18 protein-coding genes are annotated in these 17,906 nt (G+C 27.3%); 2 read left to right on the top strand and 16 right to left on the bottom strand.

Annotated features, from left to right (window positions below):
- Window positions 1–78: 78 nt before the first annotated feature.
- The 13 genes from htpG to TY07_RS12375 all read right to left on the bottom strand — a co-directional run bounded on the left by htpG (window position 79) and on the right by TY07_RS12375 (window position 13,451).
- Entirely contained in the window at window positions 79–1,959 is a 1,881-nt protein-coding gene (gene htpG, locus TY07_RS12315) for a molecular chaperone HtpG (RefSeq protein WP_042400326.1), read from the bottom strand.
- 678 nt (window positions 1,960–2,637) lie between these two features.
- Window positions 2,638–3,990: an alpha-amylase family glycosyl hydrolase gene (locus tag TY07_RS12320; RefSeq protein ID WP_042400328.1), complete on the bottom strand. Its 1,353-nt coding sequence runs from the start codon at window positions 3,988–3,990 to the stop codon at window positions 2,638–2,640.
- A 303-nt stretch (window positions 3,991–4,293) separates the two neighbouring features.
- Window positions 4,294–5,088: an acetyl-CoA carboxylase carboxyltransferase subunit alpha gene (locus tag TY07_RS12325; protein ID WP_154820878.1), complete on the bottom strand. Its 795-nt coding sequence runs from the start codon at window positions 5,086–5,088 to the stop codon at window positions 4,294–4,296.
- A complete protein-coding gene (gene accD, locus TY07_RS12330) occupies window positions 5,072–5,950 on the bottom strand; it encodes an acetyl-CoA carboxylase, carboxyltransferase subunit beta (RefSeq protein ID WP_042400331.1) in 879 nt (292 codons plus the stop codon). Before accD ends, TY07_RS12325 begins: the two co-directional genes overlap by 17 nt.
- Before the next feature lie 12 nt (window positions 5,951–5,962).
- Window positions 5,963–7,306 carry an acetyl-CoA carboxylase biotin carboxylase subunit gene (locus TY07_RS12335; protein WP_042400333.1) on the bottom strand — a complete coding sequence of 448 codons (1,344 nt, stop codon included), beginning with the start codon at window positions 7,304–7,306 and terminating at the stop codon, window positions 5,963–5,965.
- Between the two features lie 13 nt (window positions 7,307–7,319).
- Window positions 7,320–7,736 (bottom strand): 3-hydroxyacyl-ACP dehydratase FabZ, encoded by a 417-nt coding sequence (gene fabZ / locus TY07_RS12340; RefSeq protein ID WP_042400336.1) that lies wholly within the window; start codon window positions 7,734–7,736, stop codon window positions 7,320–7,322.
- Between the two features lie 33 nt (window positions 7,737–7,769).
- Window positions 7,770–8,243 (bottom strand): acetyl-CoA carboxylase biotin carboxyl carrier protein, encoded by a 474-nt coding sequence (gene accB / locus TY07_RS12345; protein WP_042400339.1) that lies wholly within the window; start codon window positions 8,241–8,243, stop codon window positions 7,770–7,772.
- Window positions 8,244–8,249: 6 nt separating this feature from the next.
- The gene (gene fabF, locus TY07_RS12350; protein WP_042400341.1) at window positions 8,250–9,485 is read right to left on the bottom strand and encodes a beta-ketoacyl-ACP synthase II; all 1,236 of its coding nucleotides are present in this window, start codon (window positions 9,483–9,485) and stop codon (window positions 8,250–8,252) included.
- Window positions 9,486–9,499: 14 nt separating this feature from the next.
- A complete protein-coding gene (gene fabG, locus TY07_RS12355; RefSeq protein WP_042400344.1) occupies window positions 9,500–10,243 on the bottom strand; it encodes a 3-oxoacyl-[acyl-carrier-protein] reductase in 744 nt (247 codons plus the stop codon).
- Window positions 10,237–11,190: an ACP S-malonyltransferase gene (gene fabD, locus TY07_RS12360; RefSeq protein ID WP_042400346.1), complete on the bottom strand. Its 954-nt coding sequence runs from the start codon at window positions 11,188–11,190 to the stop codon at window positions 10,237–10,239. Before fabD ends, fabG begins: the two co-directional genes overlap by 7 nt.
- A gap of 12 nt (window positions 11,191–11,202) precedes the next feature.
- Window positions 11,203–12,135, bottom strand: a complete 933-nt coding sequence (fabK, locus tag TY07_RS12365; RefSeq protein WP_042400347.1) for an enoyl-[acyl-carrier-protein] reductase FabK — start codon at window positions 12,133–12,135, stop codon at window positions 11,203–11,205.
- A gap of 17 nt (window positions 12,136–12,152) precedes the next feature.
- Window positions 12,153–12,380, bottom strand: coding sequence for an acyl carrier protein (gene acpP, locus TY07_RS12370; RefSeq protein WP_042400349.1), 228 nt, complete (start codon window positions 12,378–12,380; stop codon window positions 12,153–12,155).
- Between the two features lie 93 nt (window positions 12,381–12,473).
- Window positions 12,474–13,451, bottom strand: a complete 978-nt coding sequence (locus tag TY07_RS12375) for a beta-ketoacyl-ACP synthase III (RefSeq protein ID WP_042400351.1) — start codon at window positions 13,449–13,451, stop codon at window positions 12,474–12,476.
- A gap of 401 nt (window positions 13,452–13,852) precedes the next feature.
- On the opposite strand from TY07_RS12375, the gene TY07_RS12380 reads away from it, so the two are divergent.
- The gene (locus TY07_RS12380) at window positions 13,853–14,905 is read left to right on the top strand and encodes an NAD(P)H-dependent flavin oxidoreductase (protein ID WP_042400353.1); all 1,053 of its coding nucleotides are present in this window, start codon (window positions 13,853–13,855) and stop codon (window positions 14,903–14,905) included.
- 76 nt (window positions 14,906–14,981) lie between these two features.
- Here the strand turns inward: TY07_RS12380 and TY07_RS12385 are convergent, their stop codons facing one another.
- Entirely contained in the window at window positions 14,982–15,503 is a 522-nt protein-coding gene (locus tag TY07_RS12385) for a CarD family transcriptional regulator (RefSeq protein WP_042400356.1), read from the bottom strand.
- 281 nt (window positions 15,504–15,784) lie between these two features.
- On the opposite strand from TY07_RS12385, the gene greA reads away from it, so the two are divergent.
- Window positions 15,785–16,249, top strand: a complete 465-nt coding sequence (gene greA / locus TY07_RS12390; RefSeq protein ID WP_042400359.1) for a transcription elongation factor GreA — start codon at window positions 15,785–15,787, stop codon at window positions 16,247–16,249.
- A gap of 33 nt (window positions 16,250–16,282) precedes the next feature.
- Here the strand turns inward: greA and TY07_RS12395 are convergent, their stop codons facing one another.
- A complete protein-coding gene (locus TY07_RS12395; protein WP_042400362.1) occupies window positions 16,283–17,065 on the bottom strand; it encodes a hypothetical protein in 783 nt (260 codons plus the stop codon).
- An 82-nt stretch (window positions 17,066–17,147) separates the two neighbouring features.
- Window positions 17,148–17,663, bottom strand: coding sequence for a GrpB family protein (locus TY07_RS12400; RefSeq protein ID WP_042400365.1), 516 nt, complete (start codon window positions 17,661–17,663; stop codon window positions 17,148–17,150).
- Between the last annotated feature and the right edge of the window lie 243 nt (window positions 17,664–17,906).

Raw genomic sequence — 17,906 nt, forward strand, 5'->3', positions numbered from 1 at the left:
ATTAGAGTTATTTCTAATAACATTCTTTTTCGTTGTTAAGGGAATATTATAAATATTACCTGGGAAATTTTTCAATAACTATTTCATTAATTTACAGATGTCGTTAGTAAATTCAACTGGATCTGATATGCTTAATCCTTCAATTAATAATGCTTGATTATATAAAATATTAGTATATAAATTCAATTTATCTTTATCATTTTCATAGGCATCCTTTAATGCTTTAAAAACTTCATGATTAGCATTTACTTCAAGTACCTTATCTGCTTTTACACCTTGTGCATTAGGCATTTGATTTAATACCTTTTCCATTTCAATTGATAAATCTCCTTCATTTGATAAACAAACAGGATGATTTTTTAATCTCTTAGAAATCTTAACAGCACTAATCTTTCCATTTAAGATATCTTTCATTGAATCAAATAATGCTTTGTTTTCTGCATCATTTTCCTCTTCTTTTATTTCTGCATCATTATTTTCAATACCTAAATCACTGCTTGACACTGATTTAAATTCTTTATCTTTATACTTCATAAGCATTTTAATAGCAAATTCATCAATATCATCAGTAAAGTATAATATTTCATATCCTTTATCAAGTAATAATTCTGTTTGAGGAAGTTTTTCTATTCTATCAATAGATTCTCCAGCAGCATAATAAATATACTTTTGGTCATCAGACATTCTTGTTACATATTCATCTAAAGTAGTCATCTTCTTTTCTTTTGATGAATAGAACATTAGTAAGTCTTGAAGAACATCTTTTTCTGCACCAAAGTTATCATACACACCAAATTTAAGTGTTCTTCCAAAAGCAGTATAGAACTTTTCATAGCTTTCTCTATCATTTCTAAGCATTTTTTCAAGTTCGCTTTTTATTTTATTTTTTATATTTTTTGCAATAAATCTTAATTGTCTATCATGTTGTAATATTTCTCTTGAAATATTTAATGATAAATCTTCAGAGTCAACTATACCTTTTACAAATCCAAAGTAGTCAGGTAATAAATCAGAACATTTATTCATGATCATTACTCCATTAGAATAAAGCTCTAACCCCTTTTCATAATCCTTTGTATAAAAATCATAAGGCATATTTTCCGGAATATATAAAATTGCATTATAGCTAACTGTTCCATCAACACTTAAATGAATATGTTTTAAAGGTTTATCGAAGCCATAGTGTTTTTCTTTATAGAAGTTATCATAGTCTTCTGTAGTAAGTTCATTTTTGTTTTTTCTCCAAATAGGAACCATGCTGTTTACTACTTTTTCTTCTATAATATCTTCATATTCGTTTTCTGAACCTTCTTTAAGTCTTCTTTCAGTTATATCCATTTTAATTGGATAACGAATAAAGTCAGAGTATTTCTTAATTAATGTTCTAATTTTATATTCTTCTAAATATTCATCAAAATTTTCATCTTCACTATTTTCTTTTACATGTAAAATTATATCTGTACCAATAGAATCTTTATAACATGGTTCTATTGTATATCCATCAACACCACATGATTCCCATTTATACGCTTCATTGCTTCCATATGCTTTACTTATAACAGTAACTTTATCTGCAATTAAGAAAGATGAATAGAATCCTACACCAAATTGTCCTATGATATCATAACCATCTTTAATTTCATTTTCTTTTTTAAATTTTAATGAACCACTTTTAGCTATAACACCTAAGTTATCATCAAGCTCTTCTTTAGTCATACCTATACCAGTATCACTAATTTTTATTGTTCTTGAATCCTTATCAAGAGTTACTTTGATGAAATAATTATCTTTGTCAAAGTTTATATTTTCATCTACTAATGCTTTGTAATATATTTTGTCAATTGCATCACTTGCATTTGATATTAACTCTCTTAAGAAGATCTCTCTATGAGTGTAAATTGAATTAATCATTAAATCTAATAATCTTTTTGATTCTGCTTTAAATTGTTTTGTTTCCATAAAACTCTCTCCTTTTTTAATCTCATAAGTTATTGTTAGCACTCAATAACAATGAGTGCTAATACTATAATAATTATTTTACTACTTTAATTTTCATTGTCAATATTATTAATAAAGTATTTACAAAAAAGTAAAAACAATGATAATACTTTATTAATATAAATAATATACTTTACTATATTATTTATATTTGGAGGAATTATTACGGATAAAAGCCATTTAAAGATAAATAGTATTTCATGTGTATTAGAAAATAGATTGATTATAATTTCTGTATATGTAATACCAATACTTTTACTATTTCATTCAAAGTTATGTTATGTTAACTGGTTATATCCAATAATTGTTTATTATTTTAATTCTAACAAGAAGCATATTAAGTATTACTGTAAAAAAGCATTTATACTGCAATTCATTTATTTTATACTCAATATATTTTTTATAATATTAATAAAATATTTAATTAATTATGCTTTAAGAATTCCATATCCTATTTATACACTAAAATTAATTAGTACATTTATGCCACCAATTATATTTATTAATACTGCAATATTTGTAATATTATCGTTTTCATATATAATTAATGCTTATAATGAAAAGTATTAACTAAAATTAAAACTACACAAATTATAAATAGATTTTATGATGATTTATAATTTATGTAGCTTTATTTTTTTATTCTTCTTCTTTTAATATTTTACTACTAAAGGCTGGTATAGAAATGTTTAATTTATAGTCTTTTACATTTAGTTTTTCAGTTTTATCTAGTAGATTAATTAATGTACTATTTGCAAAAGGTACATTAAATTGTAAAATTTCTTCTTTATTATCAAGGTTAAAAGCAATCAAAATCCATTTATCATTATATCCTCTTCCAAAAACAAATTGTTTATTTTTGACTAAAATTTCTTTATAACATCCTTGTGTTAATTCTATATTTTTAGTTCTAATAGATATTAAGTTAGAAATGAACTTTTCTATATTTTTTGCATCAATATCATTTTCAAAATCCTCTAAAAATAATTCTGGTCTTAGGTTTAAATCACTTATCTTTCTATCACCTTCTATTGCCCACTCGCTTCCATAGTAAATTGATGGTATTCCAGGAATAGTAAATAGTATTGTATAAATATTTTTTAAATATTCCTTTGTATTAACCATTGAAGCAATTCTATTTACATCATGGTTATCAACAAAATTATACAAGTCTATATTTTTATAAATACCATAATCACCAAATTCTCTATTTAAGGAATAAGCGATTTCAAAATAATTTTTTTCATTATGACCTGAATATAAACCTTTATATAGTTCATAATTGGTTGCTGAGTGTAACATTTCTGGTGAAGCTATACTATTATAGTCACCATGAATCATTTCGCCCATTAGCCAAAAATCATTTTTAAATTGAGTTGTTTTTTCTCTAAGTTCTTTTAAGAATTCTTTAGGTAATAAATATGCAACATCAAGTCGTATTCCATCTATTTCAAATTCATTTATCCACTTTTCAATTACTTCAAAAAGATAATTTTTAACCTCTTTGTTATATAAGTTAAGTTTGACTAAATCATAATGTCCTTCCCATCCTTCATAATAGAAGCCATCATTATAGTTACTATTTCCATTAAAATTAATATTAAACCATGATGTATATGGTGATTGAGATTTTTTATCTATAACATCTTTAAATGCCCAAAATTCACGTCCAACGTGGTTAAAGACTCCATCAACAATAACGCTAATATTATTATCGTGTAATTTTCTAACTAATTGTTTAAAGTCTGCGTTTGTTCCTAAACGATCATCTATTTTTAAATAATCAATGGTATCATATCCATGATAGGTAGATTGAAATAATGGTCCGAAGTAAATTGAATTTATTCCAAGTTGAGTGAAATGATTTATCCATTTATCATCAATCTTTGATAATCCAGCTTTTTTTGTATAATTTTTTTTATTATTTATCACACCGCAAAACCCTAATGGATATATGTGATAAAATACTGAAGATTTTATTGAATTAATCATGTTATACCCTCCTAAAATTAAATTATTAGTAATCATAATTTAAAATTTCTACAATATAATATATAATATCAAAAAACTCATAATATTCTCCTATATATATAGCCTTTCAGCTTATAATTATTATATTTGTCTGAAAGGCTCAATTTTATAACTATAAAAAAAATTATTTTTAGTGTATAAAATAGAAAAAGTGGTAATAATTATTAATGTAAGATACATTTTGTGTATTGAGCTACACATACCTCTGTATAATTACCTTAAAAAATAAAGGAACAGGTTAAATAAATAACTTGTTCCTTTATTTTAATAAAATTTTCTATAACGTTCATACCTTTGATTAATAAGTTCATTTACATCCATTGATTTTAAATCATTTATTTCTGATATTAATGATTTTTTTAAATCATTCGCTACTGATTTAATATCTGTTTGAGCACCACCAGTAGGCTCATTTATTATTTTTTCAATTACACCGTTAGAAAGCAGATCATAAGCTGTTATTCCCATTACATCTGCTACCTCTTTAGCTTTTGATGAATCTTTTAATAAAATTGATGCAAAACCTTCAGGTGATAAAATAGAATAAACGGAATTTTCTAAAGCCCAAACTCTATCACCACAAGCTAATGCAATGGCACCACCACTTCCACCTTCACCAATAATAATAGAAATAATAGGTGTTTTGATTTGTGAAATTTCAAAAAGATTTCTTGCAATGGCTTCTCCTTGACCTCTTTCTTCAGCTTCAACTCCGCAGTAGGCTCCAGAAGTATTAATAAAACAAATTACTGGTCTATTAAATTTCTCAGCTTCCTTTATTAATCTAAGTGCTTTTCTATAACCTTCTGGATAAGGAGAACCAAAATTTCTTTCCATATTTTCTTTTAAATTTTTTCCTTTTTGGATTCCTATTATAGTGACAGGAGTATTTTCAAGCTTTCCTATACCCCCAATTATAGCTTTATCATCTCCATAGTATCTATCTCCATGTAATTCAAAAAAATTATCAAATATTAATTTTATATAATCCTCTGCGTTTGGTCTATCAATCATTCTAGCTATAGATAATCTATCCCAAGCTTTAATTGCTTTTGTCAATAGAATCACCTCCTGCTTGATTATGCAACCCTAATAGAAGCGATAAAACATTTTTCATTTCATCTCTTTTTACAATATTATCAACAAATCCTTTTTCTAATAAAAATTCAGCACTTTGAAAGTCTTCAGGTAACTGTTCTTTTATTGTGCCTTCAATTACTCTTCTTCCTGCAAAACCAACTAAAGCATGAGGTTCAGCTAAAATTATATCACCTAACATTGCAAAGCTTGCTGTTACACCTCCAGTAGTTGGATCTGTTAAGACAGTTATATAAAGTAATCCGGCTTTACTATGACGAGCAAGAGCTGCACTTACTTTTGCCATTTGCATTAATGATAAAATTCCTTCTTGCATTCTAGCTCCACCTGAGGCAGTGAAAATTATTATTGGCAAATGTTCTTCAATAGCTTTTTCTACAGCTAATGTAATTTTCTCTCCAACAACAGTTCCCATACTTCCCATCATAAAATGAGAATCCATTACACATATCACAGATTTATTACCATTAATTAAACCAGTACCAGTTATAACAGCTTCTGTAATTCCAGAACTATCTTTATATTTAGCTATTTTCCTTTCATAGCCTGGAAATTTCATAGGATTGTTTGTTTCCATATTTCTATTAAATTCTATAAATGAATCTTGATCACATATCAAGTTAATTCTATCGTGAGCTGATAATCTAAAATAATGATTGCAGTTGTTACACATGTAGTAATTTTCTTCTAAGTTTTTCTTATATAATATTTTGCCACAATGGTCACATTTAACCCAGGCTCCATCTGGTACTATTGGGATATCTTTGTTATCAATAAAAGGAACATTTATAACTCCATATTTTTTCTTTTTAAAAATTCTCATAATATCACCAACTTATAGTTTAAATTCATTGCTTATAAAACTAGTATCATAATTTCCTAAGCGAAATAATTCATTATTTAATATACTAATTTGAAAATCTATATTATTATCAACACCATCTATGACAAATTCATCTAATGCTCGTAACATTTTTCTTATAGCTTCTTCTCTAGTTTTTCCATGAGCTATAAGCTTAGCAATCATTGAATCATAAGTAGGTGGAATACTATACCCATTATAAACAGCAGTATCTACTCTTATTCCATTTCCACCAGGAATATTTAAAAAATTTATTTTACCTGGGCATGGAGCAAAACCTTTATTAGGATTTTCAGCATTAATTCTACATTCAATTGCATGACCTTCAATTACAATATCATCCTGAGATAATGATAATTCTTTACCATTTGCTATATTTAATTGTTCCTTTACAATATCTACATTTGTTATCATTTCTGTAACTGGATGCTCAACTTGTATTCTAGTGTTCATTTCCATAAAATAAAAATCACCATGTTTATCAAGTAAAAATTCTATAGTTCCTGCATTTATATAGTTAACTGCTTTTGCTGCATTAACTGCAGCTATTCCCATTTTTTCTCTTAATTTATTACTTAAAATTATAGATGGTGCTTCTTCAAGCACCTTTTGATTTCTTCTTTGAATTGTACAATCTCTTTCACCTAAATGAATTACATTTCCGAAGGAATCAGCTAAAATTTGAAATTCAATATGCCTTGGATTTTCAATAAATTTTTCCATATAAACAGAGTCATCGCCAAAATTATTTTTAGCTTCTGTTTTAGCAGTAAAATATGCATTTTCCAATTCAGATTCGTTAGGTACAATTCTTATTCCTTTACCTCCACCACCTGAAGAGGCCTTTATCATTATAGGGTATCCTATTTTTTTTGCTTCTATTTTAGCTTCTTCAATATTATTTATAAGTCCATCGCTTCCAGGAATAACTGGAACATTTGCTTTTTTCATTATCTCACGTGCCATTGATTTGTTGCCCATTATGCTAATTGTTTCACTACTAGGGCCAATGAATTTTATATTACATTCTTCACACATACTTGCGAAACTTGCCTTTTCTGATAAAAAGCCAAATCCAGGGTGAATGGCATTACAACCAGTAACTACGGCAGCACTCAATATATTACTTTCATTAAGATAAGAATCTTTAGATTTTGAAGTTCCAACACAAATAGCTTCATCTGCAAGTTCTGTATGCATGGCATCTTTATCAATCTCAGAGAAAATAGCAACAGTTTTTATTCCAAGCTCTCTACAAGCACGAATAATTCTTACAGCAATTTCGCCTCTATTAGCTATTAAAACTTTTCTAATCATAAAAATACCTCCATTAACCTACCATAAAGGTTAATTCTCCTTCGCATACCTTTTTATCATCTACATAAGCTATACCATATCCTACTCCAGCTCTACCACGTAACTTTGTAAGTTCAACTTCTAATCTTAATGTATCACCAGGTACAACCTTTCTTCTAAATTTAGCTTTATCTATACCTGCAAAATAAGCAATTTTACCTTTAAATTCATCTTTACTTAATATTGCTACTGCCCCCGTTTGAGCTAAAGCTTCGATTATTAATACACCTGGCATTACAGGCTCTATAGGAAAATGACCTTGAAAATAATTTTCGTTAGCAGTAACATTTTTGATTGCAACTATTTTATTTCCATCTATACTTATAACCCTGTCTATTAATAGAAAAGGATATCTATGGGGTAATATTTCTTTTATTTGATTTATATCCATAAAAATTTCTCCTTATTAACTTATGAAGTATTGTTAAACTATTTTGAAAAGCTCCATTCCAAATTCTACAATATCTTCATCTTCTCTTAATACTTCGATTATCTTTCCATCTACTTCAGCAGTTATTTCATTCATTATTTTCATCGCCTCAATAATGCATAACACATCTCCTTTTTTTACTGTCGTACCTACTTCAACATATGGTGTTCCACCAGGAGTTGAAGAGGAATAATATGTGCCTACTAAAGGTGACTTAACAATTGTTACATTTTCATCAATAATTGGTATATTGTCATTTCTATCTGACATGATTGTATTATTATTAACATTATTTAAGCTTTTAACTAAATCCCCTTGCTGAATATCATTTATAGTTTCATTAATACAGTTAGTAGTATTATTTTTACTTAGTTTTAACTTAATATCACTATCTTCTAATTCAAAAACTCTTAATGACGAGGAATCTATTTCCTTTATCAAATCTTTAATTTGGTTATAGTCTAACAATTTAAGCTACCTCCATTTTTTAAATATAAGAGTTGCATTATGACCACCAAAGCCTAATGAATTTGACATAGAATACTCAATGTTACTTTTTTTACCTTCATTTACTATTAGGTTTATGTCGCAATCAGGATCAGGATGAACATAATTTATTGTTGGTGGCACAAAGTTATCTTCTACTGCTTTAATAGATGCAATTGCTTCTATTGCACCAGCTGCACCTAATAAATGACCAGTCATTGACTTTGTAGAGCTAACATATGGCTTCATATAGTTATCTCCAAAAGCTTTCTTTATTGCTAATGTTTCAACTTTATCATTGATTTCAGTTGCAGTTCCATGTGCATTAATATAAGAGATTTTACTAGGTTCAACATCTGCATCCAACATTGCATCTCTCATAGCTCTATAAGCACCATCTCCATCAGGACAAGGTGAAGTTATATGATATGCATCACAAGTAGAACCATAGCCAACAATTTCACAATAGATATGAGCACCTCTTTTTAAAGCACTTTCAAGTTCTTCTAATATTAATACTCCTGCACCTTCCCCCATTACAAATCCATTTCTCTCTAAATCAAATGGGATAGAGGCTCTATTTCTGTCTTCACTTTTACTTAATGCAGTTAATGATTGGAATGAAGAAATACCAAATTCACAAATTGAAGCTTCTGCTCCACCAGCGAAAATAACATCACAATAACCATCCTTAATGTTTCTATATGCTTCACCTATACAATGAGTTGCTGATGCACATGCTGATGTTATACTAAAGCTGCTACCTAGTAAACCAAATTTAATAGCTATTGTTCCAGAGGCTATATTTGATATTGACATTGGTATAGTTAATGGTGAAACTCTACTAGGTCCTTTAACTACTAAAGTTCTTATTTGAGATTCAAGTGTTGATAACCCTCCAATTCCAGAACCAAAAAAAACACCTATTTTTTCTCTATTAGCTTCATCAAGATTAATTTTACTATCATTTAAAGCTTCAGTAGCCGCAGCTATTGTAAATTGAGTATATCTATCCATTCTTTTTGATTCTTTTTTATCCATATATAATGTAGGATCAAAGTTTTTAACTTCTCCTGCCATTTTAACTTTTAAATTTTCATGATTAAATAATGTAATTTCATCTATTCCATTTTTAGCTGATTTTATTCCAGACCAAAAACTTTCAACATCATTTCCAATTGGTGTTACAGCACCAAGACCTGTTACTACTACTCTTCTTTTCAAAGTAAAACCTCCTTTTAAGCCATTACCATTCCACCATCAACATTTATTACTTGACCAGTAATATAGTCAGATAAACTTGATGATAAAAATAATACTAAATTAGCAACTTCTTTAGGATTACCCATTTTTTTCATAGGTATACTTTTTAATATTTCATCTTTTACTTTATCAGGTAAGCTTTTTGTCATATCAGTATCAATATATCCAGGAGCAACGACATTAACGTTTATGTTTCTAGAAGCTAGCTCTCTAGCCACTGATTTAGAAAAGCCTATTACTCCAGCTTTAGATGCGGCATAATTACATTGTCCTGCATTTCCTACAATACCAACAACTGAAGATATATTAATAATCTTTCCATGCTTTTGTTTAATCATTATTGGTGATATTGATTTTGTAGTATTAAATGTTCCTTTTAAATTTACATCTAAAACACTATTAAAATCTTCATCTTTCATTCTTAATAATAATCCATCTTTAGTTATTCCAGCATTATTTACTAATACATCTATTGAACTAAAATGATTTTTAACTTCAGATATAAAGTTATCTACTTCATCCGATTTACTAACATCACATTTTACAGCAATAGCATCTACTCCAAATTCTTTTATTGAATTAATTAGTTCTTCTACTTCTTCATTATAATTTCTATAGTTTATAGCAATATTAGCACCATTTTGAGCTAATGTTAGTGCTATTTCTTTCCCAATTCCTCTAGTAGCTCCTGTTACTATAATATTTTTATCTTTTAACATTTAGTTTCAACTCCTTCTAATGTCTTATTAAGTGAAGTTAAGTCTTCTACATTAAAGATGTTTACTTTAATTTTTTTACCTCTGCTTATTTCTTTAACGAAGCTACTTAATGTTTTGGAAGGTCCGATTTCTATAAAAGTATCAATGCCTTCATCAATCATTTTTTCAATTGTATTGCTCCATTTAACAGATGATTTCACTTGTTTTTCTAATAAACTTTTAATTTCATCTTTATTTTTAATGAAATCACCTGTTACGTTTGTAATAACTTTTACTTTTGGTTCGTTAAAGACAGTATCATTTAAATGTAACGCTAATTTTTTTGAAGCTTCATTTAACATAGATGTATGAAAAGGACCAGAAACTTTTAATGGGATTACTCTTCTTGCACCTGCTTCTTTTAAAGAATTTTGTGCTAACTCTACAGCTTCCTTCTCGCCTCCAATTACAATTTGATTAGGTGTGTTATAATTAGCAATTTCAACAATACCTTTATTAGATATACTATCTAAATTAGATTTTATTATATCTTCATTCAATCCTATAACAGCTGCCATTGCACCAAGTCCAGGAGGTACAGCTTCCTGCATTAATTGACCTCTTTTCCTAACAAGTTTTAATGCACTTTCAAAGTCAATGGAATTACTTGCTACTAAAGCAGAGTATTCTCCTAAACTTAGACCTGCAACAATTTCAGGTTCAATACCTTTTTCATTTAATATTCTTAAGATTGCAATAGAAGTAGTTAGTATTGCTGGTTGAGTATTTTCTGTAATATCTAATTCTTCTTTATTACCATTAAAAATCATATTTTTAATATCAAATTGTAAGATTTCATTTGCTCTATTAAAAACATCCCTACAAACAGGATAGTTATCATATAATTCCTTGCCCATTCCAATATATTGTGAACCTTGGCCTGAAAAAATAAAAGCTATTCTCATAATTCCTCCATTTGTTTATGAATTAAAATTGCACTTAATATTGTCATATTCACTAAACATTTCTTCAATTATTTCTTTTACACTTTGTATTTTATTTACCATTCCAGATATTTGACCTGCCATTAATGAACCATTATCAATATCTCCATCTATAACAGCTTTTTTCAAAGCACCTTTTCCTAATTCTTCGAGCTCCTCGATATTTACATTGTTATTTTCAAGCTTTAAATACTCTTTAGCTAATTTATTTTTTATAACTTGAACAGGATGCCCTGTAGATCTTCCGGTTACTACAGTATCAATATCTTTAGCTTTAACTACTGCATTTTTATAGTTTTGATGTATTTGACACTCCTCTGAAGCTAAGAATCTTGTTCCAACTTGAACAGCACTTGCTCCAAGAGTGAAAGCAGCAGCAATACCTCTACCGTCTGCAATTCCTCCAGCTCCGATTACTGGAATATTAACAGCATCACATACTTGGGGAAGTAAAACCATTGTTGTTAATTTACCAACATGACCACCTGATTCACATCCTTCAGCAATTACAGCATCTACTCCACTTCTTTCCATTCTCTTAGCCAGTGCTACAGAAGCTACTACTGGAATAACTATAATACCTGCGTTTTTCCATTTTTCGATGTACTTACCAGGATTCCCAGCACCAGTAGTTATAACTTTAACACCTTCTTCAATTACTATATCTGCTAGCTCATCAGCATTATCAGATAAAAGCATAATATTCAATCCAAATGGTTTATCTGTCAATTTTTTTGTTTTTCTGATTTCTTCTCGTATATGGCTAGCAGGAGCATTAGCTCCTGCTATAATTCCTAATCCTCCTGCATTTGAAACAGCAGCAGCTAAATTACTTTCAGAAACCCAGGCCATGCCTCCTTGAAAAATAGGATACTTAATACCTATAAGATTACATATATCCTTTTTCATAGTTTTTACCTCCAATACTAATTAGCTGTTGCTTTTTCAATAAATGATACAGCATCTGAAACTGTTTTTATATTTTCAACATCTTCTACTTTTACATTAAAAGTATCTTCAAGTTCCATGATAACTTGGAATAAATCTAAAGAATCAGCATCTAAATCTTCTATAAATCTAGTTTCTAATTGTACATCTTCTTCATTAACTCCTAATTGTTCTACTATTATTTCCTTTATTTTATCGAATATCATATTACTTCCTCCAAAAATTCTTTATTTTTACAATATATATTATTATTGACATTTTAAATAAATTTAATTAGTCATTTCTATTTATTTTTTAAATTACCATTCTAATAATATTCCACTCCAAGTAAGGCCACCACCAAAAGCAACTAATATTACCTTATCACCTTTATTAATAAGCCCTTTATCTATAGATTCACTTAATACTATTGGAACACTTGCTGCAGAGGTGTTACCATATTGTTCAAGATTCATTAAGAACTTGTCCCTACTTAAATTTAATTTTTTAGCAGCATCATCTATAATTCTAGAGTTAGCTTGGTGTGGTATTATATACTTTATATTCTCAATATTTTCATTAGATTTTTGCAATAAATCATTTACTACTTTTGGGATTATTGATATTGCAAACTTAAATACTTCTCTGCCATCCATTTCTATAAATTCTTTTCTTTCTAAAGTAGAATCAGAAAAAGGGGTTTTAATTGGAAATTGATTAGACGATAATGCCTTCAATCCATTAGTTCCATCAGAACCAACACAGGTACTTATTATTCCAGAACTATCATTAGAAGTTTCTAGTATAGCTGCACCTGCCCCATCTCCGAACAATACACATGTATTACGATCAGTCCAATCTACTATTCTTGAAAGAACTTCGCTTCCAATTACTAAAGCTCTTTTACCTTCTCCACATTTTAATAATGAATTAGCTATTACTGATGAATATAAAAAACCTGAGCATGCTGCACTTATATCGAAAGCCGCTGCATTTATACATCCTAATCTTTGCTGTACACTACATGCAGTTGATGGCATAAGCCTATCTGGTGATGTTGTAGCTACAATAATAAAATCAATACTTTCAGGAGTACAATTAGCCATTTTCATAGCATTTTTAGCTGCATTAACTGCTAAATCAACGGTTCCTTCACCACTTGAAATTCTTCTTTGAGATATTCCAGTTCTTTTAATGATCCATTCATGTGACGTGTCAACAATTTCTGATAATTGATTGTTTGTTACGATATTTTCAGGACAATAATGCCCAACTCCTATAAACTTCACTAAACTCATCTTAACACCTTTGTTTTTAAAATATAATTATTTGATAATCAAATTAAAATGTTAAAAATATAAAATATTAAGTAATTTAATATTTTTATCTTAAGCAACTTATAATAAATAATAAGTTATATTTTTCCTTTGTATGTTTTATCGAGTTTTCCTTTTGTTTTATATAAATAATAATAAATAATTTCTAATTAATAATTTTATAAAATAAAAAAAATGCTTTTAAAAAATGTTAAATATTTCACTCCTTTCTCAAATATTTTGACCATCAAACATCTTTATCATAATTCTACTTTTAAATTTTGTCAATAATTTTTTTGTTTATTGCCTTTTTAGATAATTTATATTATACTTTGAAATATATTTTGATTATCAAAGTATTTTTCGTAGAAGGAGTAAAAAAAATGAAATTGAAAGAATTAAAAATTGGAAACATATTGTCGAAATTACCTATTATACAAGGTGGTATGGGAGTTGGAATTTCACTTTCTAACTTGGCTGGTAATGTTGCTAAAAATGGGGCTATTGGAATTATTTCAGCTGCACATCCTGGATATCGTGAAAAGGATTTCGAAACTAATACATTAGAAGCTAATATTAGAGCTTTAAAAAAGCATATACTTAAAGCAAAGGAAATTAGTAATAATGGAATTATAGGAGTTAATTTAATGGTTGCTATGAATAATTACAAAGAATTAGTTGAAGCAACTATTGAAGGTGGTGCTGATTTAATTATTTCAGGAGCTGGATTACCATTGAAATTACCAGAATATACAAAAGATAGTTCTATAAAAATATTGCCAATAGTGTCATCTACAAAAGCTACTAAATTAATATTAACTTATTGGAAAAAACATTATAATAAAATTGCAGATGGGATTATCATTGAAGGGCCAAAGGCAGGCGGACATCTAGGATTTAAGGGTGATAAAATTGAAAGCGAAATTGAAAAATTTGATAATAATGTAATTGATATCTTAAAAACTGTTAAAGAATTTGAAGAAGAAAATAATCAAGATATTCCTGTAATTGTTGGTGGTGGCGTTTTTGATAATAATGATATAAAGAAATATATGAATTTAGGGGCTAGCGGTGTGCAAATTGGTACAAGATTCGTAGCTACTAATGAATGTGATGCTGATATAAGATATAAAAATGCATATGTTAACTGTACTAAAAAAGATATACAAATTGTAAAAAGTCCTGTTGGTATGCCTGGAAGAGCTATTAAAAATAAATTTTTAGAAAAGATAGCAAGTGAAGGTGAAAAAATAACAAAATGTTACAATTGTCTTGTTCCATGTAATCCATCAACTACACCATATTGTATTAGCAAGGCTCTTATAAATGCAGCTTATGGCGATATTGATAATGGTTTGATTTTTTGTGGATCTAATGCATATAGAATAGATAAAATAGTTCCAGTATCTCAACTAATAGATGAACTAATTTCATAGAGAAATATCTATTATTTTATATTATGGGTAAGGTGTTTTAGTAAAATACCTTACCCTCTAATTTTAGATTAAATAATTAAAAATTCAAATTTTGTTTTTCTTCTGGGGATAATTCACCTAAAATGAAAGGTAAAACTTCATCTACTTTGATATTTAATACTAATGCAAATTCTTCATGCAAAAGCTTTTCAGCTTCATTCATAATTTTTTCATCTCCAGCATTAAGTTTCTTACCCTCTTCTTTTTTTCTTAGCTTTTCCATATATAGTGTCTTAATAAGCTTAACTATATCTTTCTTATTACCCTTTTTTAATATTTCATTGTACGTTTCTTTTCTTAAATTCATATCATCAATCCAGATAGTTTCATTATCAGGCATTGTTTTGATTAAATCGTATACCTCTTCTTTAGTCATAATTTTTCTAATGCTAATTTTGTCGTTATCAATTGGTGCATATATAGTTGAATTAGTATCATATGCTGGTTTTAGAATGTAATATTCTCTTTCTTTATTAAATCCAAATTTCTTTTTAACAATATCGATTATTTTACAAACACCTGTTGATCCATAAATGATATATTCATTTTTTGAAAACATAAACCTTTCCTCCTAACAAAAAAAGTGTAATTTATCGGCAACTGGACTTACGTTGAACATCGACAAACTACACGTTGTATTTTAAATTTATTATGATATTTAATTTTATATTATAGTATAATTATACATCTTTAAAAAATTAATTTCAAATGAGAAATTAATTTTAAGTTTAAGTAAAAATATTATTGGAATTTTTTCGTTTCTTATAATGATATCTTTATTTTTATTTAATAAATCTTTATAATATTATCATAATAATTTTTAGGAGAGATACGCTTTTTATGAAAAAAATATTAACTGAATCAAATATTAAAAAATTACAAGAAGAATTAGAATATAGAATGACTGTTCGTAGAGCAGAAATTGCTAAAGAAAAATTAATTGCAGCAGCTCATGGTGATAGATCAGAAAATGCAGAATATAAAGCTGCATGTGAAGAATATAGAGAAAATGATAATAGGATACAACACTTATTAACATTAATTACAACATCAACTATTATTGATGATGAACGAATGGATAAATCTATTATTGGAATAAATACAAAAGCTAAAATTAAATTTTTAGATGATGATTTCGAAGATACAATTACCCTAGTTACTACGTTAGATGCAAAGCCAGAAGATATGTTAATTAGTATTGAATCTGACTTAGGAAAAGCTCTAGTTGGAAAAAAAGCTGGGGATATAGCTGAAGTAATGGCACCTGGTGAAAATTATAAGGTGGAAATACTTGAAATTTTATAATAAATAAAAATGGTAGTATAATTGCTACCATTTTTATTTTAAGTTTATATTTATTTCATCTAAATTTGGAAATTCATATTCATTAATTTCAATTTCTTTAAGAAGATTAATTACATCATTAAAATTTTTAACTAAATTTATATTTTTATGTCTTAAGAGTGACTCTAAAGAAGAATTTTCCCACTCTATCCATCTGATATAATTATCTCTTTCTTCTTTATACTTTTTAAAAGTAGACTCTTCTATAAGGTTATCAGTTATTTCATCACATAAAAAAAAGTTACAAATATAAGTTCTATATTTTTTATTTAATGTACAACCTTGACCATCTATTACAAAGGGACAAGCTCGAAAGAACATAGAAACATCATTTATAACTCTAGGTTTTTTTATACTATTATTTTTATCTGAATCATATTCATTATATTCTTCATATATATAATATTCATCATTTTCAGAAATAATTTCACTTCTGACTTCTTTAATTTGTTCCTCTGTTGCATATGGTAATTCACATGTCCCATTATTTTTTATATATTTATCATGACTATCGTAATCAAAATATCCAACTGCATGAATATAGTAATTATATATTTTAATATTAGGCAGTTTTAAAATCCTATTTAAAGTAGAAATCCCTTCTTCACTTTTTATCATCTTCTGTATATCATATAAAGTAAACTTGGGGAAATACCAACAACAACCTCTATTTTTAACTTTACATAAGCTTTTCCCAAAAATGCTATTACATTTATAGCATAAGCTACATCCAAATTGAGGTGTGCCTTCAGTATTAGTTATAAAAATTTTTTCCATTGGTACAATCTCCTATAAAAATAAATTTGATTTTTGCTAATATTATATCATTATAAATAATTATAAATAAAGATAACTTTTCTTATAGCAAATTCAATTTTTTATAGATTTCTTTTACATATTCTGATTTTAGCTTAATATATGTTTCAATATTATTTGGATATAAATTAGCTGCTTCAAGTTTAATATTGTTATATTTATTAAGACTGTCTTTATTTTCTTTTAAATAGGCTTTAAACGCTAAATGTCTTTTTAATTCTTTTGACTTTCTTGAACATATAAATAAATTGTGATCCATTAAATTAGTATTACCAACATATTTGAATATTTTCATATCTTTATTACTTTTATTTTCTTCATAAGTATAACCAAGTTTTTTTAATTTTTTTAATAATATGTTAAAACAATCGTAAGTTGGAATTACAATATCGATATCTATCACAGGATTTGAAGCTAATCCTTCAACCGATGTACTACCAACATGTTCTACATCAATAATTATATCAGCTAAAGATAAAACTATAATGTTCTTTATTTTTTCAAATTCTATTCTCCATTTTTTATCATAAGGTAAAACTTCAACTTGTTTAGTTTTCATTTTTCCTCCTAAAAAATTACTAATTGGATATACGTAATGTATAAATTGTTTAAACATAAATAGAACAAAAAAGATAAATATATCTTTAATGTTACTTTTTTTATAAATATATATAACTTTAATTCCTTATGTTTATTTATATTTTATAACTCATTAATATATTCAATAAAATTATGATTATATAATATATTAGTAATTAAGAGCACTATTATATAGTTTAATTATAAATTAATATGTTATTAA

This window comes from Clostridium saudiense (genome assembly GCF_000577815.1).
Lineage (GTDB): Bacteria > Bacillota > Clostridia > Clostridiales > Clostridiaceae > Clostridium > Clostridium saudiense.